Annotated in this window: 15 protein-coding genes and 3 pseudogenes; 8 read left to right on the top strand and 10 right to left on the bottom strand. The window is 48.4% G+C overall.

Annotated features, from left to right (window positions below):
* Nucleotides 1–131: 131 nt before the first annotated feature.
* The 3 genes from ABN764_RS09325 to ABN764_RS09335 are packed head-to-tail and all read left to right on the top strand — an operon-like array spanning nucleotide 132 to nucleotide 2608.
* Entirely contained in the window at nucleotides 132–1565 is a 1434-nt protein-coding gene (locus tag ABN764_RS09325) for an ABC transporter permease (RefSeq protein ID WP_446671684.1), read from the top strand.
* 9 nt (nucleotides 1566–1574) lie between these two features.
* Nucleotides 1575–2249: an ABC transporter ATP-binding protein gene (locus tag ABN764_RS09330; RefSeq protein ID WP_446671685.1), complete on the top strand. Its 675-nt coding sequence runs from the start codon at nucleotides 1575–1577 to the stop codon at nucleotides 2247–2249.
* Complete coding sequence (locus tag ABN764_RS09335) at nucleotides 2246–2608, top strand: hypothetical protein (protein WP_446671686.1); 363 nt, start codon at nucleotides 2246–2248, stop codon at nucleotides 2606–2608. The genes ABN764_RS09330 and ABN764_RS09335 overlap by 4 nt, the downstream gene beginning before the upstream one ends.
* Before the next feature lie 181 nt (nucleotides 2609–2789).
* On the opposite strand, the gene ABN764_RS09340 is transcribed toward ABN764_RS09335, so the two are convergent.
* On the bottom strand, nucleotides 2790–3869 hold the full coding sequence (locus tag ABN764_RS09340; protein ID WP_446671687.1) for an LLM class flavin-dependent oxidoreductase: 1080 nt from the start codon (nucleotides 3867–3869) through the stop codon (nucleotides 2790–2792).
* 559 nt (nucleotides 3870–4428) lie between these two features.
* On the opposite strand from ABN764_RS09340, the gene ABN764_RS09345 reads away from it, so the two are divergent.
* Together ABN764_RS09345 and ABN764_RS09350 are read left to right on the top strand one after the other, a co-directional pair.
* Nucleotides 4429–5457 (top strand): alpha/beta fold hydrolase, encoded by a 1029-nt coding sequence (locus ABN764_RS09345; RefSeq protein WP_446671688.1) that lies wholly within the window; start codon nucleotides 4429–4431, stop codon nucleotides 5455–5457.
* 202 nt (nucleotides 5458–5659) lie between these two features.
* Nucleotides 5660–6520 carry an AraC family transcriptional regulator gene (locus tag ABN764_RS09350; RefSeq protein WP_446671689.1) on the top strand — a complete coding sequence of 287 codons (861 nt, stop codon included), beginning with the start codon at nucleotides 5660–5662 and terminating at the stop codon, nucleotides 6518–6520.
* Between the two features lie 87 nt (nucleotides 6521–6607).
* Here ABN764_RS09350 and ABN764_RS09355 read toward each other — a convergent pair whose 3' ends face one another.
* From ABN764_RS09355 to ABN764_RS09390, 8 genes are all read right to left on the bottom strand, one after another.
* The gene (locus ABN764_RS09355) at nucleotides 6608–7486 is read right to left on the bottom strand and encodes an SDR family oxidoreductase (RefSeq protein WP_446671690.1); all 879 of its coding nucleotides are present in this window, start codon (nucleotides 7484–7486) and stop codon (nucleotides 6608–6610) included.
* A gap of 28 nt (nucleotides 7487–7514) precedes the next feature.
* Entirely contained in the window at nucleotides 7515–8672 is a 1158-nt protein-coding gene (locus ABN764_RS09360; RefSeq protein ID WP_446671691.1) for a GNAT family N-acetyltransferase, read from the bottom strand.
* Entirely contained in the window at nucleotides 8669–9988 is a 1320-nt protein-coding gene (locus tag ABN764_RS09365; RefSeq protein ID WP_446671692.1) for a F390 synthetase-related protein, read from the bottom strand. Before ABN764_RS09365 ends, ABN764_RS09360 begins: the two co-directional genes overlap by 4 nt.
* Nucleotides 9981–10871 carry an MBL fold metallo-hydrolase gene (locus ABN764_RS09370; RefSeq protein WP_446671693.1) on the bottom strand — a complete coding sequence of 297 codons (891 nt, stop codon included), beginning with the start codon at nucleotides 10869–10871 and terminating at the stop codon, nucleotides 9981–9983. The genes ABN764_RS09365 and ABN764_RS09370 overlap by 8 nt, the downstream gene beginning before the upstream one ends.
* Nucleotides 10862–11878, bottom strand: coding sequence for an NAD-dependent epimerase/dehydratase family protein (locus ABN764_RS09375; protein ID WP_446671694.1), 1017 nt, complete (start codon nucleotides 11876–11878; stop codon nucleotides 10862–10864). Before ABN764_RS09375 ends, ABN764_RS09370 begins: the two co-directional genes overlap by 10 nt.
* The gene (locus ABN764_RS09380) at nucleotides 11875–13191 is read right to left on the bottom strand and encodes an ATP-grasp domain-containing protein (RefSeq protein ID WP_446671695.1); all 1317 of its coding nucleotides are present in this window, start codon (nucleotides 13189–13191) and stop codon (nucleotides 11875–11877) included. Before ABN764_RS09380 ends, ABN764_RS09375 begins: the two co-directional genes overlap by 4 nt.
* Nucleotides 13181–14176 (bottom strand): beta-ketoacyl-ACP synthase III, encoded by a 996-nt coding sequence (locus ABN764_RS09385; RefSeq protein WP_446671696.1) that lies wholly within the window; start codon nucleotides 14174–14176, stop codon nucleotides 13181–13183. The genes ABN764_RS09380 and ABN764_RS09385 overlap by 11 nt, the downstream gene beginning before the upstream one ends.
* Nucleotides 14177–14717: 541 nt before the next feature.
* A complete protein-coding gene (locus ABN764_RS09390) occupies nucleotides 14718–16079 on the bottom strand; it encodes an FAD-dependent oxidoreductase (protein ID WP_446671697.1) in 1362 nt (453 codons plus the stop codon).
* Between the two features lie 245 nt (nucleotides 16080–16324).
* On the opposite strand from ABN764_RS09390, the pseudogene ABN764_RS09395 reads away from it, so the two are divergent.
* The 3 pseudogenes from ABN764_RS09395 to ABN764_RS09405 form a co-directional block, all read left to right on the top strand.
* Nucleotides 16325–16735 (top strand): annotated as a pseudogene (locus ABN764_RS09395) (response regulator transcription factor); the annotation flags it as partial.
* Nucleotides 16725–16967: pseudogene (locus ABN764_RS09400) on the top strand (sensor histidine kinase); the annotation flags it as partial. The pseudogenes ABN764_RS09395 and ABN764_RS09400, both read left to right, overlap by 11 nt.
* A gap of 214 nt (nucleotides 16968–17181) precedes the next feature.
* Nucleotides 17182–18046 (top strand): annotated as a pseudogene (locus ABN764_RS09405) (alpha/beta hydrolase).
* A gap of 217 nt (nucleotides 18047–18263) precedes the next feature.
* Here ABN764_RS09405 and ABN764_RS09410 read toward each other — a convergent pair.
* Nucleotides 18264–22568 (bottom strand): S-layer homology domain-containing protein, encoded by a 4305-nt coding sequence (locus ABN764_RS09410; protein WP_446671698.1) that lies wholly within the window; start codon nucleotides 22566–22568, stop codon nucleotides 18264–18266.
* Nucleotides 22569–22582 lie beyond the last annotated feature (14 nt).

The raw sequence follows: 22582 nt of genomic DNA on the forward strand, positions 1-22582 counted from the left end.
CCGTCAGATGAACCTGCCGGTTATTTTTTATGTTGTAATCAAAAGTTAGATTCAAGTTAGATTGGGACAGTATGCTGTGTTCAGATGAGAAATCGGGGCTCGTCGCAAAAGGATTTTCAGGAGGAGAGAACATGTATATTTTAAAAAATGCCCTTCATAATGTTAGGCAAAATAGGGGCAGAAACATTCTGATCGGCGCAATCGTTCTAGGTATTGTCGTGACTACCGTCATTGCGATCATGATCCGCAACACCGCAAATGGCATTATAGACGACTATAAAGGCCGTTTTGGATCGGAAGTGCGTCTTGAACCTGACATGCAGAAAATACGAGAGGAGGCTATGGCAAGCAGTACGGATGGGCGAATTAGGGTAAGCATTCCTTCGGTCCCTGCTGACCAATATATTGACTTCGGTAAATCGGAATATTTGCAAAATAGCGTATATACGGCCAAAACAGGAGTAAATAGCGACCAAATCACCGCGATTGACGCAGAGCTTGGCCCTGGAGGCGGTGTGATGAAGAGGGGCGGTCCAGATATGCCCCAGGATGAAGCCATGAAGTTCATGCTGAATCTTTTGGGGAATACATTTACTGAATTTGAGGATGGAAAGCGGGAGCTTGCGGAAGGAAGGATGCCGGAAGAACGTAACGAAGCTATCATTAGTACGGATTTGGCGGAGAAAAACGGGATTCAAATTGGGGATAAGCTATCGTTATTTAGTCAATTGAACAATATGATGGAGGGGAAGAGCACCGATATATCCTATGAATTGACCGTGGTGGGAACCTACAATGATGCGACGGATGAATACTCGGAGGGCTCAATGAAAAACGCTTTTGCCAACCGTCGCAATGAAATACTTACGACTTATGAAACAGTCGTTCAGGAAATTCAGTCAGATATGTCCGGTATCAAGGTTGAAGCGACCTATTATTTGAAGCAGCCCGACATGTTGGATGCGTTCGCTGAGGAAGTATATGATAAAGGGTTGGAGAAAACCTTTAACGTTACTACCGATGAGGCTTCCTATAATAAAATCATCGGTCCCGTGGAAGGACTGAGAGGCATTGCCGTGACGTTCATGGCGGTCGTGTTAATTCTCGGAGGCATCATTATCACCCTTCTTTCCTCGATGTCTATCCGAGAGCGAAAGTATGAAATCGGCGTCTTGCGGGCGATGGGGATGAAAAAAAGGAAGGTCGCTTTTGGATTGTGGTCTGAAATCATGATGATTACCTGTATATGTTTGGCGGTCGGACTTGGCGTGGGCAGTCTGACGGCGCAGCCTGTCACCAACGCCCTACTTGCCAACCAGATTGAATTGGCAGAAGAGGCAGCCAATCAGCAGCCAAGCGGGGGCAATATGATGATGATGGGTCCGAAGAGTTCCTTTCCAAGTACAGACGTGGAGCCGCTCAGCAGCATCGATCTTTCCTTAAATGTGGACTCGGCTCTTCAAATTATAGGAATCGCGTTATTGCTTGTATCCGCAGCCAGTCTCATATCTATCAGTCGAATTACCAAATACGAACCGATCAAAATTCTTATGGAAAGGAATTAAGTGATAAATATGAGTGTATTGACATTACAAAACGTCTCCTACAAATATGATGGCGCCAAAAAGCACGTTCTGAAAGAGGTAAGCACAGCGTTCGAACCAGGCAAGGTGTATACGATTATTGGCAAGTCGGGTTCTGGTAAGTCCACGCTGTTGTCGCTGATGGCAGGGCTTGACACTTGTAAGGAAGGCGCGATTTTATATCGAGACGATGATCTAAAAACAATTGACCGCGATGAATACAGGGCTAAGAGCATCGGAGTAATCTTTCAGGCATATAACCTGCTGACAAACACTACAGCGGTTCAAAATATTGTGCTTTCGATGAATATCAGCAAGAGCCCTGAAAAGGATAAGAAAGCGTTTGCCTATGGAATTCTTGATAAAGTTGGAATTGACCGTGAAACAGCCGATCGTACGGTACTGAAGTTGTCGGGTGGCGAACAGCAGCGCATTGGAATCGCACGAGCACTGTCGCATCATCCAGACATTATCATAGCCGATGAGCCAACCGGAAATTTGGACAAAGATACGGAAGCTGAGATTTTAAAGATTTTCACTTCGCTTGCCCATGATGAAGGTAAATGTGTCATTATCGTTACCCACTCTAAGAAGGTTACATCGATTGCGGATGAGGTTTTGGGGATACATGCGGGAAGACTGTTTGTAGTTGGAGAAACTACATGAGAAAAAAGAAAATTCCCATTTTGAGCATGGTTCTATATGCTCTCGCTGGGTTGCTGATACTATATACGGCCTGGTCAGCGTCCCAGAGTTATGGTTATATTTCCGAAATGATAGCGATGAATCAGATGGTGGCCAGCGAAAATAGATACGAAATTGTAAACTTCTTTATGACAAGCTGTGCACAATATATGATTTTTGCTGTTACCCTAATTACATTAGGGTGGAACTTGCATTTGAACTCATCCTCTCATGCAGGAAATCCTAACCGTAGTGATCAAGCCGCTTCCGCTAGAGGTATACGCAAGAATGAAAGCGACGAGGTTGATTTTGAAACGTGGTTTCAGAACAATGAAAAATGAGAATTCGTCTAAAGGCGTGCCCTGCTGGGCACGCCTTTAAATTGTCGAGAAATCCTGGGGGAAGGTGAAATGGCGTCGGCCCCCGACTCGTGAAATAGCGAAGCTTCGGGCTTGGTCTCGCGGAATCTTGACGATTTGACGCGCTACCTTCTGCGGGAATCATTCCTTACTCCATTAATTTTTACGCTTTGCCCTCGGTACGTGCAAGCTCCTTCCGTACGAGCGGGGAGACCTTGGTGCCGAGCAGTTCAATCGAGCGCATGATATCACGGTGCGGAATTGAACCAATGTCACAGTGCAGGAAGAAGCGCGTCACGCCCAAGTTGCGGTGGAGCAATACGATTTTCTCAGCGACATGCTCTGGATCGCCGACATAGAGGCAGCCTCGCAACTTGCTGTCCTCATCGAAGGTTGCGCGTGTGTACTGAGCTCCCCAGCCACGCTCACGTCCGAGCTTGTTCATCATCGCTTGTGTCCCTGGGAACAGAAGATCTGCCGCCTTCTCGGCGGTATCGGCTACAATGCCATGTGAGTGGGTTGCAATTTGCAGCTTGTTCACATCGTGTCCAGCCTTAGCTGCGGATCTCTTATAGAGCTCGACAAGCGGCGCAAAGCGCTCTGGCATGCCGCCAATGATCGCATAAGCAACCGGCAAGCCGAGTCTGCCGGCCCGGACGGAAGATTCTGCGTTACCCCCGGTGGCAATCCAGACGGGAAGCGGTTCCTGAACGGCCCGTGGGTACACGCCAAGATTGTCAATAGCCGCACGATGACGGCTGCCTCGCCAGCTTACCTTCTCTGACTCCCGGATAGCGAGCAGAAGCTCCAGATTCTCTTCATACAATTGATCGTAATCATTCAAGTTGTAGCCGAACAGTGGGAAGGATTCAATGAACGAGCCGCGGCCCGCCATAATCTCGGCGCGTCCGTTCGAGATGGCATCCAGCGTCGCAAACTGTTGATAGACGCGTACCGGATCATCGGAGGACAGGACGGTCACGGCGCTGGTCAGCCGAATATGTTTCGTTTGTGCCGCCGCTGCCGCCAGGATGACCGCTGGGGCCGAAGAAGCATACTCATACCGGTGGTGCTCGCCGATGCCGTAGACGTCAAGTCCGACCTGATCGGCAAGAACAATCTCTTCTACCGACCGACGAATTCGCTCGGTATGGCTAATGCGCTCACCTGTCACCGGATCCGTCGATGCCTCCAAAAACGTACTAATTCCAATTTCCAGATCAACAACCGGTTTATCGGTCATCGTGTTCGCCTCCTTTATTTAGATATTGCTTTATAATGTATAGTAACATAACTATAGTTAGTTTAAAAGAACAACAAAAAGCTGTCCCGTTTGTGGTGCTTGTTATCCTCGGCCAGTCGCTCATTTCAATCTTGCCCGCCCATCCGCATTCCCATCCATCTATGATTCGATTACAGATAGCGACTCATGAATGGTGAACATGGCTATAGGATTATCTAAGACTGAATCTAGATTATGGGAAGCGCTTATTGTTAGAATGAAGGGGGGAACATTTATTAAAAACACGAAGCGTCTGAAAATCATAAAAATAAAAGGAGAAGGGCTCCTTTTCAACGAAATACTGGACTAACCTATGGGCACTATTGAAGTGGAATATATTTGGAATGGGGAAGCAGGCGCAGTTGATATCCCTTTTTCCCCGACCCTAGTCCAGTATAATTCCCGACGTTTGTACGACTCTCTCAAATTTTTCCTCGACTACAATGGTGGAAGAGCATCATTCGTATGGATCATCGGATGATAGAATGAGAGCGTCTATCAAGACTAGGGAGCTGAAACTGTGAAAAAAGTTAGAAAAGCGTTCATTTACATCGGAGTCACCATTCTTTTATTGGTTGGGATAGCATTGGTTTTTCCCACATGGACTCCTAGTATAGACGGCGCAAACAGCATAAGCGTACTTGAGGAAGTCGAAATTAATGGGACGGGCCATGAATTGATGATACGGGGACAGGATAAGAACAATCCGGTTGTCATTTTCTTACACGGTGGACCGGCTGTATCGGAAATCCCCTATGTAACTAAATATCAAGACATATTGGAGAAGCATTTCACGGTTGTTCGTTACGACCAGAGAGCCGGAGGGAAGTCGTATCACTTTGGAGAGGATTATTCCAGCCTGTCTACAGATTTATTAGTGAAAGATGTACTGGCTCTGACAGATTACATATCGGCCCGTTTCCATCAGGAGAAGGTTATATTAGCGGGCCATTCCTTTGGAACTTATATAGGCATACAAGCTGCGCAGCAAGCACCTGAGAAATATAAAGCCTATATTGGCATCGGACAGATGTCTAATGTTACAGAAAGTGAAAAGGATGCATTGCAGTTCACACTTGATCAAGCAAAAATGAGCGGCGACACAACCGATGTGGAGTTCTTGCAAGGATTAACGGAAAAGGTGCAAAGCGGAGAACAATTAACTCCACGCAATTATGTGCGCAAATATGGCGGTACGGCAAGATTGATTGATGTGAATGCAGACATGGATAGAGGCTTGTTCGGACCGGAGTATAACTTGCTGGATCGCATCCGTTTTTATCGCAGTGTCTCGAATGCACAAGAAGTATTGATAGGGCAGGCATTGAAGAAGCCATTGCCTACATTTGTTACCAAGCTGGATGTACCGGTCTATTTCATTATGGGGCAGTACGATTACATGACATCTGCGAAAGCTGCCAAAACGTATTTTGACCAAATCGATGCAGCTAAAAAGGAATTTATCACATATGATCAATCCGCTCATTATCCACAATTTGAAGAAAAAGAAAAGTTCTCGCAATGGATGGCGGACACGTTCGCAAAATGATGGATTCCAGCACTAAAGTCGAACCCTTGTTCATGACTGCCGCTAATCCAATGAATGACTCAGGCATTGTATGGGTTGAATAGATGAGAATAAGCGGGGACGATGATACGAACAGATGATAGGTCTGTCACACGATCGCACAGAATGACAGGATGGCAAGAGGCAGCCTTGATAAGATGTACTCAGAGAGGAGTGATTGCGAATGGAATGGCTGAACCGAATGATGTCGGCGCTTGATTTAATTGAAGCGAAGATGCAGGAGCCTTTGGATATGGCGGAGCTTGCGAAGGCAGCGTATTCTTCTCCCCACCACTTTCAGCGGATGTTCTATATGGTGACTGGTATGACAGTGGCTGAGTATATACGGAAACGGCGCTTAACCTTGGCGGCTCAAGAGTTAGCGATGAGTGGTGCTAAAGTGATCGATGTCGCGATGAAGTATTGCTACGATTCGCCAGAATCGTTCTCTAAGGCGTTCCGCAAACTGCACGGCATCTCGCCCTCTGAGGCTCGAAATTCGGGTGTTCAGCTGAAGGCCTTTCCTCGCATTTCCTTCCACCTATCATTGAAGGGAGACAAAGAAATGGATTATAGAATTGTACAGAGAGAGGCGTTTACCGTTATAGGAAAGTCGTTTCAGACTACAACAAGAGATGGGGAGAACACAAGAGAAATTCCAAAGTTTTGGAAAGACAGTCACGCGGATGGAACCGTCGCTAAAATTGCTGCACTGGGCAAAAATCAAGATACCCTAGGCATTTGCTATGGCGCGCAGCAGGGCGGTGAAGTCTTTAACTACGCGATTGCGGTAGAGACGGATCGAACAGAATCAGAAGGTGAGTATGATTTTATTCAAATTCCAGCTGCGACGTGGGCTGTATTCACCTCAACAGGCCCAATGCCTGATTCCATTCAAGACGTATGGGGCCGCATCTATCAGGAGTGGTTCCCCGCTACAGATTATGAGCAAGCCGAAATCCCTGATTTCGAGCTGTATCCTCCAGGCAATCCGTGGGCAGAGGACTATCGCAGCGAAGTATGGATTCCGGTTATTAAGAAATAAATACAAAGAGTAAGAATTGACGGTTCATCAATTACCTGTTAGAAAAGGAGGCTGGCCCAACATGTACACTGGGCACAGCCTCTTTGTCTATCGTCGTAAAGCCCACAGAACGAGCTTCTCATAGCACTTCCATGGCAATAGACGGATAAGGCGTAGGGGCATCGCCCCTCGACCCATGAAATAGCGCAGCTTCGGTCTTGGTGTACGCGCAATCTTGACGATGTGACGCGCCACCTCTTGCGGAGGAGGGGCCATTTCAGAGCTGCGCTTCGAGAATTGCAGAACCGCTTGGAGCAGCTTGCTGTACGGCGAATTCTCGCGTTTTTGGATAGAGGAGAATCCCTTTTCCCATATATCCGTTTTGTAGGAGCCTGGTTCAACCAGTATGGCATATACGCCAAATGGCAGCATCTCAAGCCGCAGCGCCTCTGTAAAGCCTTCGACGGCGAACTTGGAGGCGGCATATGGGGCGTAGCCTGGAAAAGCATATCGGCCGCTAATGCTGCTTACATTCACAATGGTTCCGCTGCCTTGTTCCCGCATGATAGGCAGCACTGCGCGCGTAACAGCGACCGTGCCGAAAAAATTGGTCTCCAGTTGGGCGCGCCAAGCGTCCATGGCTACTTCCTCGACATATCCACCTGCGGCATAGCCCGCATTGTTCACGAGCAAATCGATCCTTCCATACTGCTTGTGAATATGCACGAATGCAGCTTCAATACTCTCCTGATTCGTGACATCAAGAGGCAACACATGGATGTATGCGGAGACGCCGCATGTCTGTGCTTCAGCAAGCAGCTTTCCTTGCTTGGCCGTATTACGCATCGTCGCTACGACATCATATCCTGCGCTCGCCAGCGCGACACTCGTATAGAGCCCGAAGCCGCTGGACGTACCGGTCACGACGGCGATTGGGCGCGAAGGGGAAGCTGCAGAATGCTGCAACTTCGTCTGTGGTCTTGCCAAAAGGAATCCTCCTTTCTCGTCTGTAACCTCATAATTTATGTCGTTCCATTAGTGGAACGCCGATTCGATTGGCGGCCAAGGAAATGAACGACCAGCAGCTACGGCGGTACACAGGCAGATGCCGATCCATGATGGCGGAATATTCCCAATGCCCAGCAGCTCCCCGGTTGCGTTTGAACTGCGCTGCGCCCGAGCTCTCGTTCCATTGCATGCCAAGCCGCTGCGCCTCACGGAACAGGACAGCGGAGAGCATGCGGTACAGGCCTGTTTCCAGCGGAAGGGCTGTATCGTAACCGAAGATTGGCGTCGTCAGTATACCGTCGCGGCAGAAGTAACCCATAATTCCGTCTATTCGTCCCCTCGATGTACGCAGAGCGACGAAGCGCAGTGTCTTCGTCGCCAGTGCATGTTCGAAGAAGCGTTCATTAAACTGCGGATTACACGGTGAATATTTATCGATATAGAGCAAGTTGTACAGTTGAACCATGCGGGGAATATCGGCCGGTACAAGCTCTTCATGCCGAACGATCTCGTATTCATGCTTCGCAAGCAGTCCTTCATCACGCTTGATTAACCATCTCGCCTTGGCATTCTGAGTTCTGGAATCGCGGGTATCCAAGCAATAGATTTGGCGGCTAGGCACAAGCGCACATCCGGTTTCCTCCAAACTGCGACACAGCTCCGGGTAGTAGTGGCGATTCAACGAACGGAACACGATCGAGTGATCGGGGAACCGAGCTTGCAGCAGGGGGATGATGGCTAATACGTGCTCTGCCGTCATACGTGGATACAAATTCGTAGACAGCAGCCAATTGTTCACATGCACGACGCGATTGCACTGCGCAAACTTCATTCCTAATCCGATTCCACTTAACAGCCACGCAAGCGGCCGTTCCAGCAGCGGCTGCTTCAGCATGCCGAGCTCTTGCTTCGCATAAGTAACATAGTGCGTATACGGCGAGCATACATATGCGTTGTCGTACTCTCGTTCATTAACGGTAATCGGCAGCACATATTGGTCGTCGATGACGATCACCATCATCCGGGTCTGAATATTATCCACGTCGCGTTCCGGCCCATGTCGTATCCAGGGCTCTATCCATGCCTTAGCCGCATGCCCCTCCTCATCGTTCGGCCAAGGCAGCCGATCGATATTCGCTGCATCATATAGAACTGCGATACTCATACTGTAAACTTCCTCTCGATCCGGCGCAGCTTGTGCCCGGCAGGCTGCGGCTTCCACTCGGTAAATTGAATGTCAGGCGCTGCACACTGAACGATTGCACACAGCTTATGTAGTTCGAGCACTATGTCCTGTTCACATGCTGCTCGATATTGCGTAGACACTCGCAGCGCCACCGTGATGTGCGTTGGCGAATGCTGCACCGCCGCATATTGTTCAATCTTCGATGAGGCGGACAGAATTGCACGGCGAATAAAATCGGGAAATACAGTCGTAAGAGTGCCTTCTCTTAGTGAAGGCATATAGAACATATCATCGTGCCGCCCTTCGATGCGCTCCAGTGCAGTGAAGGGAGATCCGCACGGACAAGGCTCGTTTCTCTCTGTCAAGACATCGTCCAGCCGATAACGAACGATCGGCTGAGTCATACGCCGGAAGTCAGTAATAATCGGTGTGAATTTTCTTTCCCGCTTGTCTAGCCACTCTTTCTCTATGAAGACGAGGTCTTCGTTCAAGTGAAGCGTCCCATGTCCACACGTAATGCCGAGAAAGCCTTCCGTGCATTGATAGATTTGGTGCACGGGCTGCTGGAACGCCGCGCTAATTATCGCTTCATCGAGCGGATCAAGGACTTCAGCTACGGCAAAAAGCTTGCGTGGACGTATCGCGAGCAGGCCCTGCTCCAGCTGCTCTGCAAGCATGCGGAGCATAGACGGCGGCGCGACGAGCAGGGTAGGGGCGTAAGTGTTCAGTCGCATAACCTGCTCCTCCAACGGGTCGAGCAGGTCGAAGTAGGCGAACTGCAGCCGCCGCTTGCTTACGCTCCCGTACAAGTTGCTGTTGGCACGCAGGAAGAGCGCGATGCGCTCCCGAGCCAATACAGAACCAGGCAGGGCCTTGGCGAGCATCGCTCCGGCCCATGCCATACTCTCCTGTGGGCTGACGAGGAAGAGGCCGCGATTGCCTGACGTCCCCGAGGACATACCAACGGTAATGCCATTCCATTCAGGAGTGAAGTCGCGGCTCTCCTCAGCTGCTAGTGCCATGGCGAACGCTTCCTCCTTGCGGATGCCGACGGTATTGAGGGCGTCGAAATGCTCCATCATCAGCAACTTGTCCATGACTGGCATGCCGCGCCACTGATCGTCGGGGAGCTCGTCCATGCGCTCGCGGAAGAAGGGGGAGCACTGCCTGATTCGCCCCAGATGCTTCATCACTTGACGATGCTGCCACCGCTCCAGTGCTTCCCTGCTACTCCAGCTTCGTCCGTACTTCGTGCGGATATATTCCCGGGCAGCGATCATCATACCTTTATCCACGCTGAGCACCTCCTTGAACCTTAGGGCTTGTTACGTACCTCTGTTCGGCCTCCCGGCAGTGCGTTGGGATGATGTGAAGATCCGGTCGCCTACGATGCAGGATATGTAATCGGTGAAGGTTGTCTTTATATTGCTGCCAATCCGCTTTGATCAGTTTGACGATGGACTTCGGACGCCGATGCGATGCATAGGCTGCCATTGACCAAGCAGCGTCGGCGCAGAGGAAGTATTCATGCCCTGCAGAGCGCAGAAGCAGGCCAAGCTGACCCAGCGCATGCCCCGATAGGTTGATGCCGATGATGCTACCGTCCCCGAACAGATCGTATCCCTCTGTGAAGGGCGCATATCCCTCGTCCAAGTTTATTTTGCTGCATGTCTCCTCAATAAGACGGGACCGATCACCGAATCGATCCGGCAATAGCCCAGGCAGAAAGCCGGCTTTCGTAGCTTGGAAAGGAGACATGTCCTGCAGAGGACGATAAGCCTCGCGCAAATAATAAAACTCGGCATTCGTGAAGTCGCGCACACCGCCGATATGATCTGCGTGAAAGTGCGACAAAATAATCGTCCGCACGTCCTCCGGCATTACGCCAAGATTGCGCAGTTGATTGGCTGCACTCTCTTCTTCGCCGATATAGACCGGCGTCGTCCACCGATACAGCCTCGCGGGAAAGGCTGATGTAGCCTGATAGAAACGCGTGGAATAGCCGGTGTCGAACAGGACTGATCCGAGCCGCGGGTGATCGATATAGGCGAACATGGCCGGAAAGCGCACGGAAGCGCCGCTCCCGCCTTGAATCGTAAGCCATTCCCGATGCGTGCAGTACCCTGCGGTCATCAAGTTCACGGAAACTTCTGTTATGGCTCCTTTGTTCACGTCCATGCAGCTGACGAACCTCCTTCTTGTACCCATGCTTCAGCAAATCGCTTCATGCCTTCCTCGATACCGATTCTAGGCTTATAACCCAACATCTCGCGGGCAGCCGTAATGTCGAGCGTCTGACTCCGTCCGATTAATCCAACTGTATACCGGGTCAGCTTCGGCTCCTTGCCTCTGGCAAACCAGCGGGCGTTAAGCTCCAGCATTCCGGCTGCCGCCGAAGCGATCGGGTAAGCGAGCGGGATGGGGCGGAACGGCATTTCGAGCAGGGCGAAGAGCTTAGCCAGCAAATCATTCAGCAGGCTGGGCTCGCCGTTCGTAATATTGTACTTGCCGCCAAGCGCAGCCGGGGAGGCTGCGGCGGCTAGCAGCAGCGCATCGACCACGTTGTCGACATACGTAACGTCGAGCATCGACCGGCCGCCGCGAATGAGCGGCATATAGCCGCCTCGGTTCGCCTCTATGAGCCGTGGGAGGATGGCGCGGTCACCTGGACCGTAGATCGCTCGCGGCCGCAGCGTAATGGCGTGCAGCCCAGCCTCTTCTACGGCCTGATCCACCTCCCGCTCGGCTAGCAGCTTCGTGGCAGAATAGGCCGTAGCCTGTTTAGAAGGCAGTGGATCCGTCTCCTTAATATTCAATCGGTCACGCCAACTCCAGTAAATGCTCGGCGTTGATACATGCACAAGACGGGCCCCGCCGCTTATGCATCCTTCCACGACATTGCGCGTACCTATGACGTTGCTGGCGTAGAAGTCGGCATATGCGCCCCATGGAGCAGACAGTGCCGCGCAGTGGAAGACGGTATCTTGACCGTGGCATATCTCCTTAATCCGCTCGGCATCGCCTAACTCAAGCGGAATAAATCGGACACCCATTCGTTCCAGCACATGGCCTACATGCGTATTGCGGCCAATGGCGCTGACGGTATAGCCTTCTTCGACCAATCTTAATGCCAACCGCTGCCCTAGAAATCCGGTTCCTCCTGTCACTAATGCTCGTCGGCTCATGATGATTCACCATTCCATTCTATATCTGATGTAGTGGCCTCTATTAGTGAGATGGAGCGCTTTTTGCTCTCTTGCCAGAAGCGGTATAGCATAACGGCCTGCGCGACAAACGGCTTCGGATCCTGCCAGCGGAAGATGACATCTCGTCCTTTCCATAGCTCCCTCAACCAATAGCCCCGCCGAGGACTCCTCCAGCCGTACACCAGCATGGCGAGCGTCAACATGGCAGGGCGGGTGGATGTTGGCTCGATGGGGTAGGCTCTCGCATGATGCTCGCCAAGATTTGCATCAAAATTTGCATCAAGATATGTATTTTGATTAGCAGTGTTATTTGTGCAGCCGTCCATGCCGACCTCTGTGTCGCCATTTCTCCCACCATTCATCTCGAAGAACGCTTTGTCCAACTGATCAGATGCGGTAAAGCAGTGGACGCCGCTTGTTGCACGGGGATTGCACTCGATTGGGTAGATGTTCTGTTCCGGCGTGACGATAAAGTCAAACGCAATCTGCCCCGTATATCGAAGCGGGGCGACAAATCGCTGCACCCATGCCAGCAGATCGGCCTGCGGCTCATGCTTGAAGGCGATGCTTGCTCCTGCACCAACAGTGAATTCGGAGGGATAGCAGGCATGAGCACGTACAGAGCCATCGCGGACAATGCTGTACGTGCAGTACAATGTGCCGCGAATATATTGCTGCCCGACCCAAGGATAGTCCGGGGTGATTAGGATATCGTCCGGAAGGGCATAGCCAGCCCGTACGAATAATACACGGCTCGCGAAGCGTGAGTAGGCCGGCTTCAGCACGGCAGCATCTTCCCCAAGCGCCTGTATGTAGCCGCATGCTTCCGCTTGTGATGTCAGCAGCTGTGTCGAAGGTGCGTGTAAGCCAGCTTGCCGGATCATTTCGATGAATTGTCCCTTATGATGAAGCTGCTTAAGCATCTCCCACGGAGGAGCAAATAGCTCGCATCCATTGGGCCATGCCCGCTGTCTCTGTGCTAGATAGAACACTTCCTCGCAGGTCGGAATTACGCAATCCACCTGCTCGTCTATCACGATACGCTCTATCATAGCTAGGAACCGCTCTTGTTCATGGCGGGGAGGCGGATAACAGTAATGGCGGGTGACAAAGCGGGAGGCCGAGCCTATTGTGACGAGCAAGCTATCAGCCATGATGATCCGGTGCCCAGCACCACCCAATAGCCGCGCCAGTTCCAAGGAGACGGGGGAGCGGCTGCCGGTAATTAGGATAGTTCGCCTCCCATCCCGCGGAATATCGTTGGACGGACTGCTAAAACTGCTAGTATTCAAGCACCAGCCCTCCCAATGACAGCCCGGCAGAAGTTCCAAGCATCAGAATACGGTCTCCCCGCTGCACCCGCCCTTGGTGAATGGCCTCATGCAATCCCATCGGAATCGAGGCGGCAATCGTATTGCCGTGATCCGATGTAATGTTCATGAGCTGCTCTGGAGCAATGCCCAGCTTGCGGCTAATCAGGCGCATCGCCATAGCGCTGCCTTGATGCGGTATGATAAGCGGGAATTGCGACATTGCCGTATTTCCCGATCCGAGCAGCCGTTCAAGGAAGTCAGGCAGCAGCTTGGACGCCATTTTATAAATCGGCTGACCATCCATATGGAACATATAGTCGCTCATTCGAGCATCATCGTAATATTTAGCGTGCAGCCCCGTACCTCCACCGCGTATCTCGGAGTATGAGGCTCCGGTACTATAGGTTTCTATTAATGAGGCTGCGATACGAGATTGCTCGTATGCTGTCGCCTGGTCTACGATAACGGCAGCAGCGCCATCGCCGAATAGAACTGCGCTTTCTTTGTGCTCCCAGTTCAGGCCGACTGAGGCTACCTCTGTCGAGACGATGAGGATACGCTGATAGCGTCCAGCGGCAATCAGATACGACATGACGTCGAGCGCGGCTAGGAAGCTAAGGCAGGTCGAATTAATGTCAAAAGACGGCACCCCGGAGTTTCCTTTCCCCATTGCTTGTTGTATCAAAGCGGCTGTGCATGGAATCGGCTGTTGCATTGTACCGCTCGCGCATACGATGCAGTCGATATCAGCGAAGGTAAGTCCCGCATCATGCAGTGCGGCTTGCGCAGCGAACGCCCCCATCTCGGCGGCTGTTTCGTTTTCAACAAAATATCGTACGCGAACCTCCGACTTTTTCAAGGACCACCCGGCGGGTACGCCAAGCTTCCGATCCATCTCTTCCGAAGTAACGCGTTGCTTCGGTAAATATACCCCCGTACCGATAATTTTCACTTTTCTCTCCATAATCCCATGGCCTCGTTCCTCTTGTTGATTTCGATCATGACGTGAAGCTCTTGCTTATTACCCAAAAGCCCCCTCTATTGTAATGCACATTCTCTTGGTGGTTCCATCAATTTACTCGTTCGGTTGATTCTTCTATTATATATCGAAGTACTTTTACATTGGCGTGATAATCTGTCTAGCAAAAAAATGTAAAAAAACCTTACGATTAAAATGCCATTACGTTCCTATCCAGATGTGTTGCTGTTGTAACATAATAAAATTGTAGTTTGTTGAGCGAAAAAAGGTTGGGCTCAAGAAGAGCTGGCAAAAAGGGGAGAGTAGCCAAACTATCGCTATTCTCAAAAGGATACTAGCCGAAGTGTTTGTTTAATAAGAGGAGTGATGCATATAGGAGAAACTATTGATAGAGAATCAATAGCCTCCTTGTTTCATTTCATACAAATGTCAGAAACGAAGGTGGTCATGAAGGTAAATCCCATGAAGGGGAGTGTCCCTCGTCATATTCAATGATGATTGGGACACTCCCTTCATGGCAGTGCTTTTAAGCGTGCTGCAGTTCTTCGTCTACGAACTGGGGAAGTGCGGCAATGCCTGCCGTATTCAAAAAGTTCCAAGGCTTGTTAAAGTGAGGCTGGAAGAAGAAGTCGATGAAGGCCAGCTCGTCGATTGTCATCCCATTTTGAATGCATACCGACAAGGTGTTCATCGCTTGGGTCAAGTCAACTTTGGACATGATTTGCGCTCCCAACAGGCGGCGGCTTTCTTTCTCATACACAACCTTCAAGGTTACGGTCTCTGCCGATGGCATAAATTCAGGCCGGTAGGCGTCGATTACCGTAACTGCTTCGGCATCGATATTCTCATCTGCGCATGCAACCTCGGTAAGACCCGTCGAAGCTAGATTGATATCGTATATTTTGAGGCCCGATGTCCCTTGGGTGCCTACATATTTTGTCGTTGGCCCCATCAGATTGCGGGCTACCAGCATCCCCATCCGTACCGCATTGGTAGCCAGCGGAATGTAGGCAGCTTTGCCAGTCGGATTGTAATGCACAGCACAGCTATCGCCGGCGGCGAACACGTCCTGCTTGCTGGTTTGCATATAGGAATCGACGATGATCGCGCCATTTGGCAGCATATCCACTTGACCCTTAAGCAGTTGGGTATTCGGGCGGAAACCGATACAAAGAATGACCATATCTGTTTCTACTTCACCCTTGTCAGTGATGACCTTGTTTACGATGCCCTCCTTGCCTTCAAATCCCTTCACGGTTTGCTCAAGCGCAAGCTCGATGCCTTTGCCGCGGAACGCTTCCTCAATTTGACTACTGAATTCAGCATCCAGATAACGGTTCAGAATCCGATCTCCGCTATCAATCAAGGTCACCTGCTTGCCGCTCTCTTGGAACGCCTCCACAAGCTCTACACCGATATATCCTGCACCGACTACCGTGATATGGTTTGCCTGTTTTGCTTTTTCGATGATGTTGTTCGCATGTTCGTAGTTCTTACATAGCAGAATGTTGTCCAGATCCATGCCTGGAAGCTGAGGAATGACTGGCCATGATCCTGTCGTAACAATCAGCTTGTCGAAGCAATCATTGAATTCTTCTCCAGTCAGCAGGTTGCGCACCTGCATCGTTTTCGCATCTGTATCAACGGAGAGAACCTCGTGGCGCATGTGAGTAATGACACCCAAATCCGCCAAGTGCTGCGGCGAGGAGTAGAAGAGTCCTTCCGGCTCCTTCACGACACCGCCCACATACAATGCGATCCCGCAAGATAGGAACGATATATTGTCGTTGCGTTCGTAAACGGTAATCTGGGCTTCGGGGTATAGCTTGGCGGCATTCACCACTGCTGCTGTTCCCGCATGCGTACAACCAATCACTGCAATTTTCATTGTATTTCCTCCTCGAAAATAAAATATAGGTAAACCAAAAAGGTTGAATTTTAATGTGATTAATGTGACTTATTTCACAACCATAGTGTACTGTGATTTATTTCACAAGTCAACAACTATTTTGTTCAGATTTTCACAATATTGAATTAATGTGTGATTAGATGCATTATTCTGTGCTTTAAAACCATTTATAGTATAATGAACTATTAACAGCATAGATGAAAAACTAGGAAAAGAGGGAACAAATGCCTACTATACTAGTTGCTGATGATGATGTGAACATTCGCGAACTTGTATGTCTATTTTTACGCAAAGATGGGTTCACAACAGTTGAAGCTGCAGATGGTAAGGAAGCACTGGCCGTCTATGCCTCAACGCATGTCGATCTTGTTGTTCTTGATATTATGATGCCGGTGATGGACGGCTGGACGTTATGCAAGGAGCTCAGAAGAGCGAATCCCGATCTCCCCTTGCTTATGCTGACTGCGAGAGGCGAAACATGGGAGAAAGTGAAAGGTTTCGATCTTGGGACGGACGATTATTTGACGAAACCATTCGATCCACTAGAGTTGACGGTTCGTATTCGGGCATTGCTGAAACGATACCGGATTGGCTCCACGCAATCGATTCAGTTCGGCAGCATCGTCCTTGACCGTCCGAATATCCGACAAGGGGATTGGCATTTCTCCTGAGGATCAGAAGCGTATATTCGAACGTTTCTTTAAGGCCGATCCTTCCCATAGTCGCAAGTATGGCGGCAGCGGTATGGGACTTGCCATCGTTAAACAGATTGTATCGCTTCATCAAGGCGAAATTCGAGTAGAAAGTGAACCTGATCAAGGAACGACCTTCTTTGTCACCTTGCCAATCAATACGCCAACAGATTAGTTAGATTCATAGAGTATCCATCGGATTGACTAAGACCGAGTTCTCCATGCTGTGGCCCACATGCAAGCTTCCTTGTATGTAGGCCGCAGCATTTTTACTTGTTCATATTCAGTTCATATTGACGTCATGAGGAGTACATTTTTGTTGGTTAAACTTTCATAAGTCGCACTGTTAAGGTAACTGAATAAACAGATCAGGACAGGAGTAGATGAGAGTGACACTAACAGAGGAAAAGAGAACGGGGAATGGAACGAAATTTAAGAAAGTGCGAAGCATTTTACTTAAAATCATAGCAGCAATCGTTATTGTTCTTTTTCTAGGGAATGTTTATATATGAATGTGATAAGTACGAATTCGGAGAAAAAACAAATAGAGCCCTATGGTCAGCATGTATCTGTAGACGGAAAAAATATGAACGTGCTCATTCAAGGAAAAGGCGAAGAAACGATCGTGCTCCTGCCTGGTTTCGGAACAGCTACACCAGCACTTGATTTTAAGCTGCTCATCGATGAGTTATCTTCATTTTACCAAGTTGTCACGGTTGAGCCCTTCGGTTATGGATTAAGTGATGAAACGGAAAAGGAGCGAACCACAGAGAATATCGTAGGTGAAGTTCATGAAGCGCTGCAGCAGCTTAATATTAACCGATACATGCTCATGGGTCATTCGATTGCAGGCATTTACGCATTGGATTATGTGGACAAATATCCAAACGAGGTGACTGCATTTGTCGGAATCGATAGCAGTGTTCCAACACAACCAGGTATGGATGTTGAATTTCCATTAAAAAGATTAGAATTCCTCAAAAAATCAGGTCTCTTACGATTTGCTCTTATATTTAGTGCAGACCCCTACAAGGGTCTGGCATTCGATGAAAAAACCGTAGAGCAAATGAATTTGATACTTTGTACAAGCGAATAATGAAGGGAGAAAAGACTGGGTACCTCTGCATGAAGAGCAGGTCAAAGACTCGGTACATGGAAAAATAATCACTATGGTGGGATCGCATTATTTGCACCACACCAAATTCAAAGAAATCGCTGAGAATGTTAGAGCATAATATGAAAGAAGTAAAGTAAGTGTATTGTTTGGATAAAGACCAAGCTTTGCCGGGTACTCCGTTTCAATCTTGCCAAAGGTGACGGGACGGGGGATTATTTTGCTTTCGGCTCGCGTTCACTCACACGACCGCTGAACGATTCATAACGAAAAACCTGGAGCGGCTGTCTACATAAGGGGAGTCAGCCATTCCAGGTTTTTTTTGTTTGCGAATTAGGTTCGTTGAGATACGGGAGATTATTTAGTCTGAACTACGTCAATCAGATCTGCCTTTTCTAGCATACGATGTACGAGCACGGCAGCTTCGGCTCTCGTAATGTCTTTCTTTGGCAGCAATCCATTGCCGGCTCCGTTGATAAGCTTACTGCTCACTACTGCGCTGACGCCTTGTTTAGCCCATGCTCCAACAGATGCACCATCGATAAATGCGGATAATACGGAGTCCGCATCGGCATTGTTAACATAAGCTTTCAAATCAGTCAGCTGCATGGCTTTGGCTATCATAACCATGGCTTCCTCACGGGTAACTGTCTTTCCAGGGCGGAATGTTCCATCTTCATAACCCTTAATAATACCGTAATCCTGTGCTGTCACAACTGCAGCATTAAACCAATCCGATGCAGCAACATCTTTGAAGGTAACGGTTTTCCCTTTATTGTCCATGCCAAGCGCTTGAACAATAATTGCAGCGAACTCAGCCCGAGTAATTGCTGCGTCAGGCGCATAATGGGTATCGTCGACTCCGTTAATCACCATTCTCGACAGCATGTCGGAAATGATACCCTGTGCCCAATGTCCCTGCAAATCATCGAAAGATTTCTGATGTGAGATCAGCAAATAAGTGCTGTTCGTCAAGCTCTTAATAACGGCGTAACTGCTTCCGTTACGAGCTATAATTTGCGTCGGCACATGACGAATTGATCCATCGTCGTTTAGAGCGACTGCTGTCTTGACTGTGTTAGGGTCGATGCCGCTAGGAATCGGAATTTCACGCTCAACAAAGTTGCTAAACCGACCTACTTTTTCCGCTTTATCCTTGTAAGAGACCATAACCGAAAAATCAACAGGTGCAGCCATTACAGTAAAATGACTTTTATTCGCTGCATCCCTAACTGATTTTTCCTTAGATGAATCACTCTTGTTGATAACGACCTGAACAGATAGGTCGCTTGCCTTCGCTGGCCCACCAAATTTGGCAGACAAATCATTGAGGTTAATCTGTGCTGCTGGCAGCTTGATATTACCGATAGGCGTTGAAATTGCAAGCACGGTTTGCTTGAATCGATCCAATGTTTTTAATACTTCTCCATTTAGGTTTACTGACACTTTATCTGCTTCTTGACTCACAGGAATAGACAATGTTTGCTTATCTCCACCGTTTGTCAGCTGTGAGGCCATAATGGCTGAATCAAGGGATACGTTCACAACGGTTTGCCCGTTTTCTTGCGTTACGATACTTGAAGCCAATTGATTGCGTGTCGACTTACCGCTGTTTGGATCGCTTATCCAATTGCTAGAATCGGAAGGGCGCGTTCCTGATGACGGGGATGCCGATTCCCTAGTTACGTTGATGGAATAGATTTTTTTCAATCCATTCGCTGCTGTCACTTCCACTGAAATGATGTTTTGTCCTACAGAAAGTTGAATTGGACTACTTTCTTGACCACTAGTAACAAGTGCTCCGTTCACTGTTAACGAAGACGGTTGATCATATACCGAACCGGTCACTGTTAACGGAGACTGATGATCATATACCGAGGCAGTCACTGTTAACGATGAGACGCTGTTCGGAACAATCGCTGTGTAATCCAGAATTCTAGAATCGAAGGCTGGATTAAGCGCCCCTTGAGACAAGGCTAAAGCTTGCAAATCCGTCTTGCGATTCACTTGTGGTACGACGCTTACCTCTGGAGAGAGTGCACCCACACCATTCTCATTGCCTGCCTGAACTGCAAAATAATAAGGTAAGTCGTTTGAAAGTCCCGTAATAAGAGCTGAATTCGCTGCTCCACTTACCCTTGCTACAGGTGCGGTTCCATAGCTACCAGAGGATATGCCTTGGTAAACCTGATAATAAGTGGCCCCTGTTACACTATTCCAACGTAAGTTCACTTGCCCATCTTCTGGTGTAGCGATAAATCCAGTCGGTGCAGCTAACGTAATTGTAGACCCTGGTGTATTTGGATCCGTTGGAGTTACAGGTGGATTAATGTTCCCTGTGTAGCGGGCCATTCGAATTTGATTTGACACCCCGTTATGTTCAGTCCATGCAGCGAAAAGCTCGCCATTATACTCTTCTAGTACAGAAGCAAACGCCCGTTTCGTTGCGTCGACATTCAGCCCGTCAACACCGTCACCGTCCGCAGTAGACCAACTTGTGCCATTAAACTGTTTGACACGTACTTGCGGGGCTTTTCCGTTGGTTTCCGTCCATGTTGCAAATAGTGTATTTCTGAACACTTTCAAAGCAGGAGGGCTGTCGAGCGCGATATCAGTTGCAATATTTTCTACCGCCTCCCAACTTGCTCCATCAAAACGTTTTACTCTCAACAGAACACCATTAGTGCCATTCTCGACCCATACAACATACAACTCATTGTTGAATTCAATTATAGAGCTGTTGGAGCTGTCGATATCTACAGATTCATTAACGCCTCCATTATCCACGTACACCCAATCTTGGCCGTTATATTTCTTAATTCTTGGTTGGTAATGGTTTGCGCTATTCCACTCTAGCCAAGTTCCATACAATTCATTTTGGAACATAGCCAAGCTTGGTTTGCCAACAGTGTGTGATGCAGCGCGCCCAAGCGATTCCCAACTTCCATTAAATTTCTTAACCTGGATGTCATACCCAACACTCGAAGACTCAGACCAAGCTACATAAATTGCATCATTCGTTGATAACAGATTAGGAAACAAAGCTTGATTCTGGGAATTAGCATTTAGTCCGTTTTTGTCTTCAACCCAAAACATTCCATCCCATTTTTTGACTCTTAATGTTCGGACGTTGGCATTGTCGCGTTCTACCCATAGTGCGTATAATTCGTTGTTGAAAACAGCTAATTTCGGAGTTTCAGCCTCTTTTGTAGGATCAACGTTTAAGCCTTCCGGGTCAGAAAGGGTGGATAAGACTCCATTGGAATAGCTTTTAACTACAATTCTTCCATTCTCGACCCAGATTGCATAAAGCGCATTGTTAAATTCCTTCAAATCAGGATGATACGAGTAAATCAAATTTCCATTTAACCCGACGTTAATTTCATTATGAGCAGACGTCCAAGCGACACCATCATATTGTTTGACCCTAATTTGATTCTGATAATTGTTAGATTCAATCCACGCAGCGTACAGCTTGCCGTTATATGAGGACAAAGTAGGATTCATTGCTGTAGGCGATGATGGATCTACATTTAGAATGGTTTCACTAGTTCCACTCCAGTTTGTTCCATCGTATTTTTTAATATGTATTGTACCACCCCAATCACTGCCGGCTGCTTCGGTCCAGATTACGTATAATGCATTGTCGTAAACTGCAGAGCTTGAATGCTTCGCGTTTTTTGAAACATTTACGTTTAATCCGGCATTGTTAACACCATCAACGGAAGTCCAACTTACTCCATCATACTTTTTGACACGTAGCTGGGCGTGAATTCCATTTTTTTCGGAAAATACAGCAACTAACTCGTTGTTAAAAGCAGTTAAACTACCGTTTGAAATAACGGATGAATCACTTCCCAAGCCATTAGGCCCGTCGATAAAAGACCAAGTAGTGCCATCGAACTTTTTAACTCGAAGCTGTGACTTTCCTCCGTTTTTTTCATCCCAGGATATGTATAAATTTCCGTTGTAAATAGCAGACTCAGGGTTACTCGCGACTGAAGAAGGGCTTGCATTTAATCCATCGTTGCTGCCGCCATCTACCCATTCCCAACTTGAACCATTGTGTTTTTTGACTCGGATTTGATAATTGCCATTGGTATTCTCTACCCATACGATAAAGAGATTATTATTATAGACTATTAAATGAGGGCTGAATGCAATAGCGGGGGAGTTCATATTCAGTCCCTTGCTGCCTCCACCGTCTACGAAAGACCAGCTTGAGCCGTCATATTTCTTGACCCTTATCTGATTACCATGATTCGATAATTCATACCATGTCACATATAGCTCATTCTGGAATACGGCCATGACAGGATTAGTTGCAGTAGCCAATGGATCTGCGCTGAAACTAGTCCCGCCGTCAACATACTCCCAGCTACTACCATTATATTTCTTGATTTGGATCGTGAGATTATTATTCTGGCCTGCTCTCTCAGACCATGCCATGTACAGCTCGTTATTATAATTGACCGTGTTAGGGTGTGACGTTTCTTTGGTGGCGTCCACATTTAAACCAATTGTGCTGTTTCCAATTGGTTGCCAACCAGTTGCAGCCATGGCCTTGGTAATGCCAGACGACAGAGGAAGGACTGCTGTAAAGATGAGCAGGAATGCCATCAGTACAGCGATTGTTTTTCGCATGCGTAATTTGGGTTTCATTTACTACATCGCCT

Source organism: Paenibacillus wuxiensis (assembly GCF_040195695.1).
In the GTDB taxonomy this organism is placed as follows: domain Bacteria; phylum Bacillota; class Bacilli; order Paenibacillales; family Paenibacillaceae; genus Paenibacillus_B; species Paenibacillus_B suaedae.